Origin of the sequence: Streptomyces sp. NBC_01288, assembly GCF_035982055.1 — a bacterium.
In the GTDB taxonomy this organism is placed as follows: domain Bacteria; phylum Actinomycetota; class Actinomycetes; order Streptomycetales; family Streptomycetaceae; genus Streptomyces.
The window spans coordinates 5416869-5432345 of sequence record NZ_CP108427.1 but is presented as its reverse complement, the minus strand read 5'-3'; the positions used below and the strand labels follow the sequence as shown (position 1 = coordinate 5432345).

Genomic DNA, 15477 nt, shown 5'->3' with positions numbered 1-15477 from the left:
GGGCACGATGTCGAAGGGCCCCACCGTTCGCGGTGGGGCCCTTCGTCGTTGGCCGGGCTACTTTGCATTTCTGGCACCCGACGCCATGACACCCAGTAGTTTCTCCGTGACACCACACCATTCGACCCCAGGCGCCCGCCTCTGGTGACCGCCGGTCTCAAGGAGCCGATGTGCCCGACGAAGCGTTCAGCATCGACAAGCGACCGCTGCGGGACCTGCTGCGGCAGGTCGAGGTCGGCAAGGCCCAACTGCCTGAGTTCCAAAGGGGTTGGGTGTGGCCCTACCCGAACATCGCGAGCCTCCTCGCGTCGATCTCACTGAGTTATCCCGTCGGCACCGTCATGTTGCTCAAGGCCGGCGGCGACGTCCGGTTCAAGTACCGGCCGATCGAAGGAGCTACCCCGGTCGGTGAGCCCGAGCCCGACACGCTCGTGCTCGATGGGCAGCAGCGGCTGACATCACTGTTCCAGGCTCTGAAGCTCAAGGGCCCTGTGGTGACACAGGACTTGCGCAAGCACCAGGTGTCGGGCTGGTTCTACGTCGACATGGTCCAGGCACTCGACGAGAACGGCGACCGCGAGGACGCCATCCGGTTCCTGCCCGAATCGCGCAAGGTCCTCAACTTCCGGGGTCAGGTCATCGAGGACTACTCGACTTCCGAGCGCGAGTACGAGGCCCAACTCTTCCCGCTCCACGCGGTGTTCGACGGCGGGGACTGGGGTTACGAGTTCACCGACCACTGGAACGGTGACAAGGAAAAGCGCACGCTGTGGCGGGACTTCAACGAGGCGTTCGTCCGCCCCTTCGACCGCTACCACGTGCCGGTCATCGAGCTCGGACAGGCGACCCCGCGCCAAGCCGTGTGCCAAGTGTTCGAGAAGGTCAACACCGGCGGGGTCACCCTGACCGTGTTCGAGCTGCTGACCGCGACCTACGCGGCGGACGAGTTCGATCTGCGTAGTCACTGGGAGCGAGAATGCCGGGCTGCCTGGAAGGCCCCCAAGTACCGCATCCTCCGTGAGGTCTCCAACACAGACTTCCTGCAGGCCGTCACCCTGTTGGCCACGGCTGAAAGGCGCGAGCGCGAGGCGGAACGCGGAACGGAAGAGGAGCGGCTGCCGCGCATCGGCTGCAAGCGCAAGGACATGCTCGCTCTGTCCCTGGAGGACTACAAACGCTTCGCGCCGTCCGTCATCACCGGCTTCAAGAAGGCGGCGAAGTTCCTCCACCAGCAGTTCCTCTTCGACACGAAGTTCCTGCCGTACGGCACTCAGTTGATCCCCCTCGCCGCGATCCTGGCCCTGGCCGGGGACGCCGCGCAGAGCGCCGGAGCGCAGCACAAGCTCGCCCGCTGGTACTGGTGCGGTGTGTTCGGAGAGCTCTACGGCGGCTCGACCGAAACCCGGTTCAGTCAGGATCTGCCGGACGTCGTCGACTGGATCCGCGAGGACGCCGCAGAGCCACGGACGGTCACCGCCGCGCAGTTCGCTCCCGGTCGCCTGCTGACGCTCCGCACTCGCAACAGCGCCGCGTACAAAGGGGTTTACGCTCTCCTGCTCAAGGCGGGCGCCCTGGACTGGCGTACCGGAGAGAAGGCCGAGGTCATCGGGTACTTCGACGAGTCCATCGACATCCACCACATCTTCCCCAAGACGTGGTGCGAGAAGGCCGGTTACACTCCCGCCGACTACAACTCGATCATCAACAAGACCCCGTTGACCGCCCGCACCAACCGGATCATCGGAGGGGCGGCTCCCTCCGACTACCTGGACCGTCTGGCCAAGACCGCGCAGACCCCGGACGAAGGCGTCGCCGAACGTATCCGTTCTCACCTGGCCCGACCCGAACTCATGGCGGCCGACGACTTCGACGGGTTCTTCACCGCGCGCAGAGCCGCGCTGCTCCGCAGCATCGCGGCCGCGATGGGCAAGCCGCTCCTGGACGACGATCCGAACGCCGAGGGTCCGGGGATCAACCTCGACACGGCGGACGACACCGACGATCTGTGATCCGCGAAGTCCCCGTGCGCAGCGTGCTCGACTCGCGGATCCGGCGGATGCAACGGATTCAAATGTCATGATTCAGGCGTGGAATGGAGCGAATCAGCCGAATGTGGCCGCGAGTAGAGCGATGAGCTCCTCTGTCCGGTGACGATGGGTTCGCGACGCGACACCTTCGGCCGGACACGGGAGGACGAATGGGTAAGCAGGTCAAGTGCGGGTCGACCGATACCAAGACCGGCAAGCGGTGCCAGAAACCGGCGATGATCGGCTACTCCCGTTGCCAGTTGCACCGAGGTGCCTGGACCCCACCGCAGCAGAAGAAGACCAAGAAGCGCTGATCCCGCGGGTGTTCGGCGTCCCCCTCCTCACGGGGTCGAATTCCACCAGGGCAACACATACACCGGCGGTTCATCCACAAAGGCCGTCTCTCCGCCGATCTGCCGCGTGCGGGCACCCTCGGGATCGTCCAAGTCGTAGGCAGGCCAACCGGGATCACCATCCACAAGGAACCCCCTCCACGCACCGATGAGCGCGTCGCGGGTCGCGCGGTGTTCCGGGGTGTCGATGTCCAGGAGGGTGAGTTGGCCGAAGGCGTAGAAGCGTTCGGAGCCGTGGAAGGCGCCGTAGTGGGGGCCCAGGGGTTCGGCGGAGAAGAGGTAGGTGTGGGCGGGGCCGCCTGCCTTGGTCTGGAGGTTGGCCAGGTGGGTTGCTCGGCGGCGGTAGACGGCGTCGGAGAGGAAGCGGGTTCGTAGGTCGGACAGTTCGGTGGACGGGGCGTTGGACTGGGCGCTGGCCGGGACGTTGGACTGGTCGGTCGACGCGTCCCGTGCTTCGTGGGTTCGGTACGCCTCCAGTAGGTCGTGCGGATGTTGTACGCCCGCCAGTTCCATCTCGGCCAGGAGGGCCCGCTCGTCTGCCGGGTGGCGGTAGTGCTCGGTGGCGTAGAGGTACTGGAAGGTGCGGAACTCGTCCCGGTTGGCGCCGATCAGGAGGGGGATGTGGGTTGCCGCGCCCGCTGCGATCGACTTCGCGGGGTCCTCCGTGATGACCGTTCCGTCGTGTACGAGGCCCCAGGCTCGGCCGCCGGGGAGGTTGCGGGCGCCGAAGTCCTGGTCGATCACCGCGTGTTGGGCCTCGATGATGCGGGACAGTGGGGCGGTCCGTAGTTCGGCCATCGTCTTGGCGCCGACCTGTGCCATGAGGTCTTCCGTGATGGCGGCGGAGATGTCGGGTGGGTAGAGGCGGCCGATGCTGCCGCTGTGGAGGATCGCCTTGTGGAAGGTGCCCCGGGCGGCGGGGTGGGTCAGCAGGGCGCCGATCGAGAAGGCGCCTGCCGAGTGGCCGGCGATGGTGATGTTGGCCGGGTCGCCGCCGAACGCGGCGATGTTGTCCTGGATCCAGTGCAGTGCGGCCGTCTGGTCCTGGAGGCCCAGGTTGGCGCTGTCCCGCCATTCGGCCGCGTCCGGGCCCGCCGGGTTCAGCCAACCCAGCGCTCCTACCCGGTAGTTGGGGGCCACCACCACCGCGCCGGTCAGGCGGGAGAGGGCTGCGCCGTCCGTCGTCGGCGGGGAGGCTGTACCGAGTTCGAAGCCGCCGCCGTAGATCCATACCAACACCGGTCGGCTGCCGCCGAGTTCGGGCGTCCATACGTTCAGGTACAGGCAGTCCTCGGAGGTTTCCCAGCCGCCGGGGCCGTCCGCGCCTCGTTGTGCGGGGCCTGCCGGGTACGCCGTTGCCTCGCGTACGCCCGCCCAGGGGGTGGGGGGTTGGGGTGGGCGGAGGCGCAGGGGGCCGATGGGCGGGGCGGCGAACGGGATGCCGGCGAAGAGTGACGCCGGTTCGCCGTCGTTCGTAAGCGTGCCGCGCAGGACGCCCTGTGCAGTGCGTGCCGTGGGTTCGATGGGTACGGGCTGCGGCGTTGTCATCGGGTCAGTCTTTCGCTTCCGTTGCGGGTGGGGCCGGTACGTCCATCTCCAACAGGCAGGCCGCGAGGCTCTTTCCGTGGGCGTCCAGGCGGAGGGAACGGGTGACGCCGCCGTCGAGAGCGTCGTAGAGGACGAATTTGAGGGCGTGGAGGGACGGGATCTCGTAGCGGTGGATCGGGCCCGGGGGGAGGTCGGGGAAGTGGTGGCGTATGCGGGCGGGGGTGAGGAGTGTGCGCAGGTGGGGGTAGTTGGTGGGCCGGTAGGGGATGACCGAGATGTCGGCCGTGGAGCCCTTGTCGCCGGAGCGGGCGTGGGCCAGTTCGTGGAGTTTCATGGTGGTGGTCCTCCTGCCGTTTTCAGGTGAACTTCCGTGGTGGGTATGACCAGTTCGCGGGGCAGCAGGACCGAGGTGATGGCGATGTTCTCGCGGGTCTCGCGGGTGACGCCGGCGCCTCCGTAGGGGCCGTTCAGCCACAGGGACGCCACCTCTCTGCCAACTCGGCGTGCCTGGAGGTGGGTTGTGGTGCGGGCGGCCACGCGTAGGCGAACTTCCGGCGGTTCTACGGCCGTTGTGGAGTCGGCACCGGGTCCTCTGTGTACCGCGTCGACGCCGATCAGGTCGTAGCGCGCCTCCGTGACTGCGAACTCGGTTGTCGTCAGGCGCAGTTCTACGATCCGTGCCGCCTCGCGGGCCCGGGCTACGGCGCCCGGGCCGGCGTAGGAGATCTCGCCGGTGGCGTGGAAGCCGTCGCGGTAGCCGATCGAGGTCTTGAGGGTGCGGGGCCGTGCGCGGCCGGTGATGCCCGAGACCGCGACCCGGTCCTCCGCGAGGTGGGTGAGGTGGGCGTGGGAGAAGTCGGCGGTGACGTCCGGGGTGAGGTAGGCGGCGGGGTCGTGGACCTCGTAGAGGAGTTGTTCGGTGACGGTGGCCGGCGTCAACCGGCCGCCTGAGCCGGGGACTTTGGTGACCGTGAACGAGCCGTCCTCGGCGACCTCGGCCAGTGGGAAGCCCAGGCGGGCCAGGTCGGGGACGTCCTTGGTGCCGGGGTCGGCGTAGTAGCCGCCGGTGAGTTGGCCGGCGCATTCCAGGAGGTGGCCCACGGCGGTGCCGCGGGCCAGGAGGGGCCAGTCGGTCGGGGGCCAGCCGAACTCGTGCATCAGCGGGGCGAGGAAGAGCGACGGGTCCGCGACCCGGCCGGTGACGACCACGTCGGCGCCCTGGGCGAGGGCCTCGGTGACGGGGGTCGCGCCGAGGTAGGCGTTCGCCGATACGACGGTCTCGTGGAGGTCGCTCACCGTGCTTGCCGTGCCGGGGCCGTCCAGGAGGGGGAGGTGCGTGCCTTTGACCAGGTGGAGTACGTCGTCGCCGGTGATCGTCGCGATGCGCAGGCCGTCGAGGCCCAGGCGGTGGGCCACCTCGGCGACCACCCGGGCGGCGGCCGTCGGGTTGGCCGCGCCCATGTTGGTGATGATGCGGGTGCCCTGGCGGGCGCAGGGTTCGAGTACGGCTTCCATGCGCTCCTCCAGCCACTCGTTGTAGCCGGCGTCCGGGTCGCGGAGACGGTCCAACTGGGCCAGGGCGACGGTGCGTTCGGCCAGGCACTCGAAGACGAGGTAGTCGAGGCGGCCGTGTTCGGCGAGTTCCACGGCGGGGTCGATGCGGTCGTCGGCGAAGCCGGCGCCGCAGCCGATGCGTATCCGTCGCCCCGGGTTCTCAGGGGTCGGTGTCCGTGTCGGTGCCTGTCTCGATGTCCGTGTCCGTGTCCGTGTCCGGCTCATGGGACCACTGTGGGTCGGTGCGGGGGTCCGGGGCAAAGATCAATCGCGTATGGATTGATGTGGCCTCCACATGAATGGGCACTCCGCCCTGTACTCATGGGGCATGGACATCACCCTGCGCCAGATGGAGCTCTTTGTGAGTGTCGCCGAGGCCGGGTCGTTCACCAGGGCCGCCGAGGAGGCGCTGCTCAGTCAGCCCGTGCTGAGCCGTACCGTCCAGCAGCTCGAACACGCGGTGGGCGCGAAGCTCTTCGAGCGGACCACGCGGTCGCTGGCGCTCACCTCGGAGGGCACCGAGCTGCTCGGTATCGCCCGCGACATCCTGCGGACGTATCACCGGGGCATGGAACGGTTCGCCGCGATCCGTGCCGGGGAACGGGCCACGGTGACGGTGGCCGCGCTGCCGTCGGTGGCCGCCGGGATGCTGCCCGGCGTTTTCCGGGCCGTGCTGGCCGAGCATCCCGGGATGCAGTTGCGGATTCTGGACGGGACCACGCGGGAGGTGATCGAGTACGTCCGCTCCGGGGCGGCGGAGTTGGCGATCGCGGAGAGCGGTCAGGCGGACCCTCAGGTACGCGGCCAACTCCTCTGCGAGGAACCGGTGTTGGCCGTACTGCCGATGGACCACCCTCTCACCGAGCGGGCGTCCGTGACCTGGAACGACCTCGCCCGGCAGCCCTTCGTCGCCTTCACGCCGTCCAGCAGCGTACGGCGGCTCGCCGATCTGTCCTTCGAGCAGGCGGGAGTTCGGCCGACGAACGTCATCGAGACCCGGGAGGTGGGTACGGCGGCGGGCATGATCTCGGCGGGGCTCGGTGTCAGTGCCGTACCCCGGCTGGTGCTGCCGCTGATGTCCTTCGGGCGACTGGTGACTCGGCCGCTGAACGACCCAGGTACGGTACGGAAGTTGGCGGTCTACACGCCGCGTACGCCTGTGCTGCCGCCGGCGTCCGCCTATTTCCTTCACCGGCTTCTGCATACCGCGGCTGCTGAGCATGATGGTCCCGTGCCGGGTCGGTCGGAGACCGGCGAGCAGGGAAACAAGGGGGAGAGACGTGTCTGATGAGCCCGGTGACGTCGTCGTCTACTGGCGGCCCATGTGCCCGTACTGCATGAAGCTTCTCGCCCGACTCCGGTTCACACGGCTGCGGTTCACCAAGGTCAACATCTGGCAGGACCCTGACGCGGCGGCGTTCGTCCGCTCCGTCGCGGACGGGAACGAGACCGTGCCGACGGTGACCGTGGCGGGGCGGGCGATGGTGAATCCGTCGAAGCGGGAGTTGCTGGAGGCGGTGGAGGCGTATGCGCCGCATCTGCTGTCGGGAAGCGGCTGACAGAGCTGTTCATACCGCTCGTCCGGTCCCCGCGTCGCCGCTCCGGACTCCTACAGCGGCTGTCCGCCCCGGAGTTGGGCGTCGGATGCTCGTTTCACTTCGGCGAACCGGTCGTCCTGGCGGGTTCCGCCTGCCAGATCGCTCAGGGCGTACGCCGTGTACGTGAAACCGTCCGTCGTGTGGAACCGCGCCCCCCAATTGCCGAGGCTCACCGCGCTGACACGCGACCACGGCAGACGTTGGGTGCCCCAGGGATTCACCATGACGATCACGTCCGTCGTGAATTCCAGGCGTACGCGCAGCAGCCCCCACCAGGAGAAGAGCGCGAACCCCAGCGCAACGGCCGTAGCGATCCCCGCAGAACCCGCGGACTCTGCGCCCGGGTGGGAGAGAGCACCCCACCAGGTGGACAGCGCCACGCACGCCGGGCCGACGGCCAGCAGGTAGCCCATGAGCCGGCCGGACCGGCTGACCCGCCAGACGCCTATGACGTCGTCCCGTACATCGTCCACGGTACGAATGATGCCGCCCGGGCGCGGGTTCGTCGCCTTGTTCTCGGTGCCCTGTTCAGGGTGAGGTGACCACGAGCGTCGTACCGGGTTCGTCCGCGTGCTCGACCGCGAATGTGCGGGGCGACCAGGCCGGTTCTGGTGGCTCAACCCCGGTCGCCGCTGGGCTACTTGGGTGGGTCGAGCGGGTTCCGGTCCGGGGTCGGTGGGGTGTTCCACCAGGCCGGTGGGGGTGGGATCGGGGTCCAGTCGGGGCCTCGGTGGGTCTGCCACCAGGTTTCCATCGTGTGGAGCTTGTGCTCGAAGTGGCGGTCCCAGGACAGGAATCCGGTGGTGGGTGCCCGGAGTTCGGTGCTGCGGCCGTTCGCCTCGTGGAGGACGATCGACTTGATGCCCGCGGTGGACCGGACCTGGATGGCCTGGATGTCGGACCAGGGGATGGTCCGGCGGCGCAGGTTGTGGACCACCGCCGCGGACGGGGTGAGGGTGATGCCGAAGCGGGAGGGGAGGAGGTTGCCCAGCACCAGCAGGACTGCCCAGAACGCCACCACGCCGAGCAGTCCGCCCGGTGGGCGGAACTCGGTCCCGGCTGTGGTGAAGAGGACCGTTGTCATAACGGCCATGGGCAGGAAGGGCGTTGTCCGTTGCCACAACGCCATGCGGATGCGCACCTCGGCCGGCGACGGTCTCCCGCTCGGCGAACTGTCCATCCCTGTAACCCCGTTGTCCCGTCGCGCTGTCGTCCCGCTCATCCGGTGCCGTGATCCATTGTCGCCGTTGTCTCTGTGTCTGTCGTTGAAGAAGTTTCCCGGGACGTGACAACCTCCCTGGGAGGTAACCCCGTTCCTCAGGCATGACGTACTTCTCACCGCGCGCCGCGCCGGTGCCGGGTGGAGGTGGCCTGTGATCCGGACGCCGGTCTGGCAGGACGTCTCCGATGCCGGTGATGCCCGCGATGCCCGTGGTGCCGGGCTCGACTTCGACGACTTCGCTCGTAGTCGGCAGGCGCATCTGCGGCGTACGGCCCATCTGCTGTGCGGGGACTGGCACTTGGCCGAGGACCTGACGCAGACGGCGCTGGCGAAGCTGTACGCGGTGTGGCGTCGGGTACGGCAGTTGGAGTCGCCGGACGGGTACGCGCGGCGGGTGCTGTACCGGACGTTCATCGACGAGACCCGGCGAAGGCGCTGGTGGGAGCGGCCGGGGGCGGGGGCGGACCAGATGGATGCGGTGGCGCCGGCTTCCGATCCGGATCTGCGGCTGACCCTGCTCGACGCTCTACGGCAACTGCCCCCGCGTGGGCGGGCGGTACTGGTGCTGCGGTTCTGGGAGGACCAGAGCGTGGAGGCCACGGCGGCGGCGCTGGGGTGCAGTGTCGGCACGGTGAAGAGCCAGACCTCCCGGGGTCTTGGCACCCTGCGCACCATCCTGGCCGACTCCGGCAAGGATCTCGGCGACGACTTCGGACCTGGCAGCACAGGCACTGGAACCGGCTATCTGCGGGCGGAGTGGTGAGCGTGAGCATGAGTGGAAAGGCCGGTGACGAGTTCACGGACCGGACGGGCTGGACCGACCCGCAGATGTACGAGTCCGCCCTCGCCGATGCCCTGGGCGGGCTGGGTTCCGGAGCCGAACCGCCCATGCCCGACCTGGTACCGGGCGCCGTCGCGCGCGGCACACGGATCCGTCGGCGTCGGCGGGTCGGCGCGACCCTGAGCGCCGCCGTCATGGCAGGGGTACTCGCGCTCGGCGGGCACGCGTTGCTCACGCCCCGGCCGGAGAGTACGCCGACGCTTCCCGCCGGGCAGTCGTCGCTCTGGTATCCGTCACTGGAGTTGGTGCGGTCGATCCTCTCCTCCGCGAACGGCACCGGCACGACCGTCTCGGCCGAGCAACCGCGCCAACCCCTGCGGCCCGGCCGGTACTTCAGGATGACCACCGCCGACGGCAACGTCAACGACCTCTACGTGAGCGTCAGTCGGACCGCCACGGACCCGACGTACGCCCACCCGTCCCGGGCCTGCGCGGACAGCAGCGGCCGTCTGATCGCCTCCCCTTGGAACGGCCTGATCGCCCGGTGCGCCCAGGCCGAGCACGGGTCGGGCAGCCTGTTTCTCTACTACGTGGCCGACGGATCTCTGGGCACCGGTGTCACCTATCTGACCCCGGGTGGATGGACGGTGCAGGTCATCGCGGGCACGCTCGACGAGGCCGCCACCGGCCGGAGCGGCAAGCATCCGCGCATGGGTCCGCTCACCCAACTCGCCACCGATTCCCGCATCTTCGACGCCGTGAAGGAGAGCGGCGGCGGCTGAACCGGGACCTCGCCGGCTGAGCGAAACACCCCTTGTCCACAACACCCTGATCACCCCTGATCACCCCTGAAGGAGTGCATGGCATGAGCATGCCTAAATTCGGCACGCCCGGAATACGTACGTCCGCCCTGGCCCTCACCCTCGGACTGCTCCCCCTACTCGCCGCCTGCGGCGGCTCCGACAGCAAGTCCGACAGCACGTCGGCCTCCAACGAAGGGAGTTCGTCTTCGAGCCCGGCCACGACGACAGTCAACGGCGCCACCCAACTCACCGTCCCGGACGGCGTGGACGCGGACACGAAGAAGCAGTACATCGAGGAGAACGCCATCGCGGTCTGCATGAAGAAGCAGGGCTTCACCTACACCCCGCATGTGCAGACCTCGACCGCGGCCGATCCGTACGCCTCGCTCGACGGGGAGGACTACGCGCGGGCCAAGCAGTTCCGACAGAAGTACGGCTTCGGGTACTACGCCGGCGTCGTCTACCCGAACGACCCCGACGTCCCCTTCAGCAAAGCCGCGATGGCCAAGCGGACCTCACCCCAGGACCAGGACGAGGTCGGTCTGACCGACGCCCAGAAGAAGGCGTACGACATCGCGCTGACCGGTCCCCCGGCCAAGACCAAGGCGGAGGAGAAGGTCGGCGGGTGCTCGGAGACGGGGCGGGTCGCGGCGCACGGGCCGGCGCTCAGCGCGGCGGCCGAGAAGAACGCGGAGAAGGCCCGCGACGACCAGAACCGCGCCAACGGCCTCGCGCTCAACGGTGACGCCCAACTCGTCCAGCTCGCCCAGCAGTTCGCGACCTGCCTGACCGGCCAGGGCATCACGGTCAGCACCACCCAGCCGACCGGCATGGTCGACATGGTCCGCCTCGACATCTCCCGCCAACTGCCGGAGAACTTCCTGTCGATGAGCAAGGACGCCGCGCTGCCCCTCCTCAACAAGGACATCGGCATCGCCCTCAAGGACCTGGAGTGCGGCAAGAAGTTCCGCGCCGCCTACTTCCCCAAGGAGAAGGCCAAGCCCTACTACGGGGAAAACGCATGAGCCGCTCGGGGGACGACGCGTCCAGCCGAATCGGCAGCGGTCGTAGGCGACTTGGGGCCGTTGTCTCGGCGGTGGTGCTGGTCGGGGCGGGTGGGTGGTTCGCCGGTACGCAGGTGCAGTCGCCCGCGGACGCCGCCGCCGCGCATCAGGCACCGAAGGCCGGGCCGGTGACCGTCGCGGTCGTACGGCAGTCGCTCACCGCGAGTGTCGTGGCGACCGGGTCGGTCGAGTTCGCGTCACCGCGGCCGTTGTCGCTGGCCGGGCCGGTCGGCAGCGGGGCGGCGGCCGGTGCGGACGGCGAGGGCGCCGAACAGCGGGTCACCAAGGCGCCGGTGGCCGGTACGAAGATCAAGGAGGGCAACGTCCTGATGACGGTCAACGGCCGTCCGGTGTTCGCCCTCGGCGGTTCCGTACCGATGTACCGGGCGCTGGGGCCCGGCACTTCGGGCGACGATGTGACCCAGCTTCAGAAGGCTTTGAAGCGGCTCGGGTTCGACCCCGGTGGTACCGGCGGGACGTACGGGCAGGGGACCGCCACCGCCGTCTCCGACTGGTACAAGAGCAAGGGGTACGACGCCCAGGAGCCGAGCCCCGCCGATCAGCAGCAGCTCGGCTCGCTCGAACAGGCCGTCTCCGCCGCACAGGAGGCGCTCCTCACCACCAACAGCGGTTCGGGTGAGGACAGTTCCAGTGAGACCGGGGCGTCCAGCAGCCCCGCCCCGCAGTCCAGCACGGACAAGCAGGTCCACGAGATCCAGGTCAAGTCCGCCCAGAAGGCACTGGACTTGGCGAACGACGCGCTCAGCAGCTTCAAGGCCACCTACGGTACGAAGGTCCCGGCCGGCGAGGTCGTCTTCCTGCCGAAGCTGCCCGCGCGGCTGGACAAGGTGAGCGTGAAGACGGGCGACACCCCGTCCGCCCAGATCGGCACGGTGACCAGTTCCGACGTGGTCGTGCAGGCCGCCGTCCCCGGCACCGACGCCCAGCTCCTCCGCCACGGTATGACCGCCCAACTGACCACGGCGGACGGCAAGTCGGCGCAGGGCACGGTGGACGTCGTGGCGGACGGTTCCGATTCCTCGTCGGGTGCGGACTCCGCCGCTACGGCCCCCTCCACCACCGCCGAAACGGACTCCGCCGCCGACTCCACCGCCGCCGTCCAGGTGCGGATCGCCGTCCCGGAACCCGGGCCGCTCGCCGGTGAGGCCGAGGCCGCCGTGAAGGTGACCATCAAGGTCGGGGCCTCCGACGGCAAGGTGCTGACCGTGCCGATGGCCGCGATCCACACCTCGTCGGACGGACGGGCCCGGGTCAAGGTCGAGCGCGGCACCACCGTGACCGACGTCCATGTCACCGTCGGGCTCTCCGCCGCCGGGGTCGTCGAAGTCAAGCCGGAGGAAGGCGTGTTGAAGGCGGGCGAGAGGGTGGTGGTGGGCGAGTGATCGACACCGTGGTCGATGCCGAGGTCGATACCGTCATCCAACTCACCGGTGTGGAGCGGACGTTCCCCTCCGACCCGCCCGTGCACGCCCTGCGCGACGTCCACTTGACCGTACGGCGTGGCGAACACCTGGCCATCGTCGGACCGTCCGGTTCCGGGAAGTCCACGCTGCTCAACACGCTCGGCCTGCTGGACCGGCCCACGGCGGGTTCGTATCTGCTGGACGGCGTGGAGACCACCGGCCTCGGCGATCTCGAACGAACTTCCTTGCGCGGGAGCCGGATCGGGTTCGTGTTCCAGTCCTTCCACCTGTTGCCGTACCGGACGGTCGACGAGAACGTGATGCTGGCCGAGGTGTACCGCAGGCCGCGGCCCGAACGGGGGCGGGGTGGGCGGCTCGCCCGCGCCCATCAGGCCCTGGAACAGGTGGGGTTGGGGCACCGGGTGGGTTTCCGGCCCGACCGGCTGTCCGGCGGTGAACGTCAACGGGTCGCCATCGCACGGGCGTTGCTCAGCGACCCGGCGCTGCTGCTCTGCGACGAGCCGACCGGCAACCTGGACACCGAGAACACCCTCTCCGTGCTGGAACTCTTCGACGACCTGTGTGCCCAGGGCATGACCCTGGTCGTGATCACCCACGACGACGCGGTCAGCCGTCGGGCGGGGCGGCGGGTCCGGATCACCGACGGGCGCCTGGCGGAGGAGGCCAAGTGAGCGTCGTAGAGCAGGAGTTGGAGAACTCCGTGCGGGTCGAGCGGCCCTGGATGGATCCCCGGGATCTGTGGACGGAGGCCCTCGCGGGGGTTCTCGCCCGGCCGGTGCGGTCCGCGCTGACCACGCTCGGCACGGTCCTCGGCATCACCACGCTCGTCATCACCATCGGGGTGGCGTCCACCGCGGGCAACCAGATCGTGGGCCGGTTCGACGCGCTCACCGCGACCTCGGTGACCGTGACCGTGCCGGAACCGCTGCCCGGCGCGGAGGACGACGGGCCGTTGGTGCCGTGGTCGGGGACCGACGCCGTGGCACGGCTGGCGGGGGTGGAGTCGGTGGCCGCGCTCGCCGACTCGGCCGCCACCGACAGCGTGCAGGTGCGGGCCAACGACGTGACCGCGCCCGGCGACCTGTCCGGCCAGACCCTCGCCGTGGTCGCCGCCTCGGCGGGGCTGCCCGCGGCCGTGCACGGACGGATGACCGCGGGACGGTTCTACGACGCCGGGGACATCGCCCGGCGCGACCACGTGGTGGTGCTCGGCGACCAGGCGGCGCGGCTGCTCGGCATCAAGCGGGTGGAGGACGCGCCCGCGGTCTTCTTCCGCGGGCAGTCGTACACCGTCATCGGCATCCTCGGCGGGATCCGGCGCGAGGCGCGGCTGTCCACCGCGGTGATGGTGCCGCCGACGACCGCGGCCGACCGGATCGGGCTGCGGAACATCACCCGCGTGCTGGTCAACACCGCACTGGGCGCGGCCAAGCAGGTCGCGCGGCAAGCACCGATCGCCCTCGCGCCCGGGCACCAGGACTCGCTCGCCGTCGTGGCACCGCCCGACCTCTCCAAGGCCCGCGCCGGCGTCCAGAACGACACCAACAGCCTCTTCCTCGTCCTCGGCCTCGTCTCCCTCGTGGTCGGCGCGATCGGCATCGCCAATGTGACGCTGGTGACGGTGATGGAACGGATCGGCGAGATCGGGCTACGGCGCTCCCTGGGCGCGTCACGGCGCCAGGTGGCCGGACAGTTCCTGCTGGAGTCGACGACCATCGGGCTGCTGGGCGGAGTCGTGGGCGCGGCCCTGGGCATCGCGGTCGTGGTGTGCGTCGCCGTGTTCAAGGAGTGGACGCCGGTGCTGGATCTGCGGCTCGCGCTGGGGGCGCCGCTCGCCGGTGCGCTCGTCGGGCTCCTCGCGGGGCTGTATCCGTCGCTGCGGGCTGCTCGGATGGAGCCGGTGGACGCGTTGCGCGCGCCGTCGTAGGACATTCCCGCCGGCGAACGGGACCGGTCGAGGGGGCGGGTCCACGGCGCGCCGCTCCGCCGCATAGAGTGCTGCGGCAGATCCGGCGAATCCGGCAGAACCACCGAGCCGTCCGTGGAGGTAGATCGCGATGGAGACCCCGCCGCAGCTCACCCTGGGTCGGCTGTTCTCCTCGTGGCAGGCGGACGTCCCCGCGCTGCTGGTCGTCGTACTCCTCGGCGGCCTGTACGGCTGGGGCGTCCTGCGCCTGCGGCGGCGCGGCGAGGCGTGGCCGGTGGCGCGGACCGTCGCGTTCGCGCTGCTCGGCCTCGGCACGATCGTGGTCGCGACGATGTCCGCGCTCGCCGTGTACGACCGCGTGCTGTTCTGGCCGGCCGCCGTCCAGAACGTCCTCCTCGACCTGATCGCCCCGCTCGGCCTGGCCCTGGGCGATCCGCTACGGCTGGCTCTGCGCGCCCTGCCCGAACGTGCGGCGGCTCGCGCGCAAGGGGCGATGACCGGTCGACTGTTCCGGCTGCTCACGTTCCCCCTGGTCAGTACGGCCCTGGTGTTGGCGACCGAGCTGACGATCTACTTCACGCCATACTTCGAGACCGCCCTCGCCGACAACTGGCTGCACCAGCTGATGTACCTCCATCTGCTGCTCGCCGGGAGCCTGTTCGTGCTGCCGGTGCTCACCCGGGAGGAGGCGCTGCCCGCCTGGTGCACGCATCCGGTGCGGGCGGGGCTCGTGTTCGTCGACGGGATCATCGACGCGGTACCGGGCATCGTGGTGATGACCCACGGCACGCTGATCGCCGGGTCCTGGTACCTGAGCCACTCCCCGTCCTGGGCTCCCGACGTCCAGCACGACCAGCAACTCGGCGGCGGCGCGATGGTCAGCATCGCCGAACTGGTCGCCCTCCCCTTCCTTCTCGCGATCCTGGTCCAGTGGGCGCGCACGGAACGCGCCGAGACGGTGGCTCTGGACCGGCGGCTGGACGCGGAACTGGAAGTGGTCCGGGCGAGGCCCGCGGAGGGCTCGACGGGGACGGCGACGGGTGCGGCGACGGGGGCTGAAACGGGGACTTCTACTGAAGGGCCCGATCTCGTACGCCCCTGGTGGGAGACCGAGAACAGCGAGGTCGCGCAGCGCATCCGGGGGCAGCGGTAGCG

Annotated in this window: 16 protein-coding genes; 11 read left to right on the top strand and 5 right to left on the bottom strand. The window is 69.5% G+C overall.

What is annotated here, in order from left to right:
• Window positions 1-170: 170 nt before the first annotated feature.
• Window positions 171-2009: a GmrSD restriction endonuclease domain-containing protein gene (locus tag OG194_RS24380; RefSeq protein WP_327402939.1), complete on the top strand. Its 1839-nt coding sequence runs from the start codon at window positions 171-173 to the stop codon at window positions 2007-2009.
• A 188-nt stretch (window positions 2010-2197) separates the two neighbouring features.
• On the top strand, window positions 2198-2341 hold the full coding sequence (locus tag OG194_RS24375; protein ID WP_327402938.1) for a hypothetical protein: 144 nt from the start codon (window positions 2198-2200) through the stop codon (window positions 2339-2341).
• 27 nt (window positions 2342-2368) lie between these two features.
• Here OG194_RS24375 and OG194_RS24370 read toward each other — a convergent pair whose 3' ends face one another.
• Genes OG194_RS24370 through OG194_RS24360 form a run of 3 tightly spaced genes read right to left on the bottom strand, consistent with a single transcriptional unit; the run spans window position 2369 to window position 5707 of the window.
• Window positions 2369-3928, bottom strand: coding sequence for a carboxylesterase/lipase family protein (locus OG194_RS24370; RefSeq protein WP_327402937.1), 1560 nt, complete (start codon window positions 3926-3928; stop codon window positions 2369-2371).
• Between the two features lie 4 nt (window positions 3929-3932).
• Window positions 3933-4262, bottom strand: a complete 330-nt coding sequence (locus OG194_RS24365; RefSeq protein WP_327402936.1) for an AtuA-related protein — start codon at window positions 4260-4262, stop codon at window positions 3933-3935.
• Window positions 4259-5707, bottom strand: a complete 1449-nt coding sequence (locus tag OG194_RS24360; RefSeq protein ID WP_327402935.1) for an acyclic terpene utilization AtuA family protein — start codon at window positions 5705-5707, stop codon at window positions 4259-4261. The genes OG194_RS24365 and OG194_RS24360 overlap by 4 nt, the downstream gene beginning before the upstream one ends.
• A 103-nt stretch (window positions 5708-5810) precedes the next feature.
• On the opposite strand from OG194_RS24360, the gene OG194_RS24355 reads away from it, so the two are divergent.
• Complete coding sequence (locus OG194_RS24355; protein WP_327402934.1) at window positions 5811-6770, top strand: LysR family transcriptional regulator; 960 nt, start codon at window positions 5811-5813, stop codon at window positions 6768-6770.
• Window positions 6763-7041 carry a glutaredoxin domain-containing protein gene (locus tag OG194_RS24350; RefSeq protein ID WP_327402933.1) on the top strand — a complete coding sequence of 93 codons (279 nt, stop codon included), beginning with the start codon at window positions 6763-6765 and terminating at the stop codon, window positions 7039-7041. Before OG194_RS24355 ends, OG194_RS24350 begins: the two co-directional genes overlap by 8 nt.
• Before the next feature lie 50 nt (window positions 7042-7091).
• Here OG194_RS24350 and OG194_RS24345 read toward each other — a convergent pair whose 3' ends face one another.
• Together OG194_RS24345 and OG194_RS24340 are read right to left on the bottom strand one after the other, a co-directional pair.
• On the bottom strand, window positions 7092-7553 hold the full coding sequence (locus OG194_RS24345; protein WP_327402932.1) for a hypothetical protein: 462 nt from the start codon (window positions 7551-7553) through the stop codon (window positions 7092-7094).
• Between the two features lie 164 nt (window positions 7554-7717).
• A complete protein-coding gene (locus OG194_RS24340; protein WP_327402931.1) occupies window positions 7718-8173 on the bottom strand; it encodes a hypothetical protein in 456 nt (151 codons plus the stop codon).
• A gap of 280 nt (window positions 8174-8453) precedes the next feature.
• Here OG194_RS24340 and OG194_RS24335 point away from each other — a divergent pair, with 280 nt between their 5' ends.
• The 7 genes from OG194_RS24335 (at window position 8454) to OG194_RS24305 (ending at window position 15475) form a co-directional block, all read left to right on the top strand.
• Window positions 8454-9065 carry a SigE family RNA polymerase sigma factor gene (locus OG194_RS24335; protein ID WP_327402930.1) on the top strand — a complete coding sequence of 204 codons (612 nt, stop codon included), beginning with the start codon at window positions 8454-8456 and terminating at the stop codon, window positions 9063-9065.
• A gap of 8 nt (window positions 9066-9073) precedes the next feature.
• The gene (locus OG194_RS24330; protein ID WP_327407193.1) at window positions 9074-9865 is read left to right on the top strand and encodes a hypothetical protein; all 792 of its coding nucleotides are present in this window, start codon (window positions 9074-9076) and stop codon (window positions 9863-9865) included.
• An 83-nt stretch (window positions 9866-9948) separates the two neighbouring features.
• Window positions 9949-10911, top strand: coding sequence for a hypothetical protein (locus tag OG194_RS24325; RefSeq protein ID WP_327402929.1), 963 nt, complete (start codon window positions 9949-9951; stop codon window positions 10909-10911).
• Window positions 10908-12353 carry a peptidoglycan-binding protein gene (locus tag OG194_RS24320; protein WP_327402928.1) on the top strand — a complete coding sequence of 482 codons (1446 nt, stop codon included), beginning with the start codon at window positions 10908-10910 and terminating at the stop codon, window positions 12351-12353. Before OG194_RS24325 ends, OG194_RS24320 begins: the two co-directional genes overlap by 4 nt.
• A complete protein-coding gene (locus OG194_RS24315; protein ID WP_442811616.1) occupies window positions 12350-13066 on the top strand; it encodes an ABC transporter ATP-binding protein in 717 nt (238 codons plus the stop codon). The genes OG194_RS24320 and OG194_RS24315 overlap by 4 nt, the downstream gene beginning before the upstream one ends.
• Entirely contained in the window at window positions 13063-14322 is a 1260-nt protein-coding gene (locus OG194_RS24310) for an ABC transporter permease (RefSeq protein ID WP_327402927.1), read from the top strand. The genes OG194_RS24315 and OG194_RS24310 overlap by 4 nt, the downstream gene beginning before the upstream one ends.
• Window positions 14323-14452: 130 nt before the next feature.
• Window positions 14453-15475 carry a cytochrome c oxidase assembly protein gene (locus tag OG194_RS24305; RefSeq protein ID WP_327402926.1) on the top strand — a complete coding sequence of 341 codons (1023 nt, stop codon included), beginning with the start codon at window positions 14453-14455 and terminating at the stop codon, window positions 15473-15475.
• Window positions 15476-15477 lie beyond the last annotated feature (2 nt).

What these genes read in the sequence shown, in the direction of transcription:
- OG194_RS24325 (WP_327402929.1), top strand. Translation starts at nt 9,949, where the DNA reads ATGAGCATGCCTAAATTCGGCACGCCCGGAATACGTACGTCCGCCCTG.
- OG194_RS24365 (WP_327402936.1), bottom strand. Translation starts at nt 4,262, where the DNA reads ATGAAACTCCACGAACTGGCCCACGCCCGCTCCGGCGACAAGGGCTCC.
- OG194_RS24305 (WP_327402926.1), top strand. Translation starts at nt 14,453, where the DNA reads ATGGAGACCCCGCCGCAGCTCACCCTGGGTCGGCTGTTCTCCTCGTGG.
- OG194_RS24320 (WP_327402928.1), top strand. Translation starts at nt 10,908, where the DNA reads ATGAGCCGCTCGGGGGACGACGCGTCCAGCCGAATCGGCAGCGGTCGT.
- OG194_RS24330 (WP_327407193.1), top strand. Translation starts at nt 9,074, where the DNA reads ATGAGTGGAAAGGCCGGTGACGAGTTCACGGACCGGACGGGCTGGACC.
- OG194_RS24370 (WP_327402937.1), bottom strand. Translation starts at nt 3,928, where the DNA reads ATGACAACGCCGCAGCCCGTACCCATCGAACCCACGGCACGCACTGCA.
- OG194_RS24355 (WP_327402934.1), top strand. Translation starts at nt 5,811, where the DNA reads ATGGACATCACCCTGCGCCAGATGGAGCTCTTTGTGAGTGTCGCCGAG.
- OG194_RS24340 (WP_327402931.1), bottom strand. Translation starts at nt 8,173, where the DNA reads ATGGCCGTTATGACAACGGTCCTCTTCACCACAGCCGGGACCGAGTTC.
- OG194_RS24360 (WP_327402935.1), bottom strand. Translation starts at nt 5,707, where the DNA reads ATGAGCCGGACACGGACACGGACACGGACATCGAGACAGGCACCGACA.
- OG194_RS24375 (WP_327402938.1), top strand. Translation starts at nt 2,198, where the DNA reads ATGGGTAAGCAGGTCAAGTGCGGGTCGACCGATACCAAGACCGGCAAG.